Raw genomic sequence first — 1,026 nt, forward strand, 5'->3', positions numbered from 1 at the left:
GAGGTTCGTTTATAATAAGTCCGTTGTTATAAATCTGTCTCTTATACACATCTAGATGTGTATAAGAGACAGGGGCACTACAGTCTTTTATAAGAAAGATATGTCTCTGATGCGTTGGGTATTAATGAAATACATGTTCAGCAAATATAAAGGACGATTTGATTTATTCTTTAAAGAGAAAGAAGGATAAATATGGAAAATTTTTTTAGTATTCTTGGCGGTATGGGAACAATGGCAACAGAAAGTTTTATTCGAATACCTGTCTCTTATACACATCTAGATGTGTATAAGAGACAGGTATGGGAACAATGGCAACAGAAAGTTTTATTCGAATACTGAATCAACGAACCCAAGCTCACAATGATCAAGAGTACTTGAATTATGTGATGTTCAATCATGCGACTGTTCCTGACCGGACGGCTTACATTTTGGATAATGAGGCTCCTAGTCCATTGCCGTTTCTATTAGATGATATTGAGAAACAAAATTTATTACAGCCTGATTTTATAGTGCTGACTTGCAATACTGCTCATTACTTTTTTGAACAGCTTCAAGGTGCAACGAAAATTCCATTATTGCACATGCCGCGTGAAGCGGTTAATGAGGCGACGAAGCACCATCAACCGGGAGAGAAAATTGCCGTGTTGGCTACTGCCGGAACAATGACAGCTAAAGTATACCAAAGTGAGCTGGAGGCAAAAGGATTTGAAGTTATGGCTCCTGAACAAGAACTTCAAGAAAAAGTTAATTATCTGATTTATCATGATGTGAAGGAAAACGACTACATCAATAGTGAGTTATATTTAGAAATTCTTTCAGATGTCTTTGAAAAATATGGGTGTCAAAATGCTATTTTAGGCTGCACAGAACTATCTTTAGTTCAAGAATTGACGGAAGAAGTACCCTATCCAGTAATTGATGCACAATCGATTTTAGCTGATCGCACCATTGAGTTAGCATTGAAAAACAGATCTTCCAAGTAGGAGGATCTGTTTTTTTGTAAATATCTTTTAACCAATAAGTCTT

General features: G+C 36.3%; 1 protein-coding gene. It reads left to right on the forward strand.

Translation table 11 applies throughout. From position 1 onward, the window contains the following. The first annotated feature begins 299 nt into the window (after nucleotides 1–299). Nucleotides 300–983, forward strand: a complete 684-nt coding sequence (locus A5875_RS23125) for an amino acid racemase (protein WP_088935942.1) — start codon at nucleotides 300–302, stop codon at nucleotides 981–983. The last annotated feature ends 43 nt before the right edge of the window (nucleotides 984–1,026 follow it).

This window comes from Enterococcus sp. 3H8_DIV0648, from assembly GCF_002140655.1.
Taxonomy (GTDB): Bacteria; Bacillota; Bacilli; order Lactobacillales; family Enterococcaceae; genus Enterococcus_A; species Enterococcus_A hulanensis.

Excerpts from the sequence above, each read along its gene's own strand:
- A5875_RS23125 (WP_088935942.1), top strand. The coding sequence starts at position 300 with ATGGGAACAATGGCAACAGAAAGTTTTATTCGAATACTGAATCAACGA.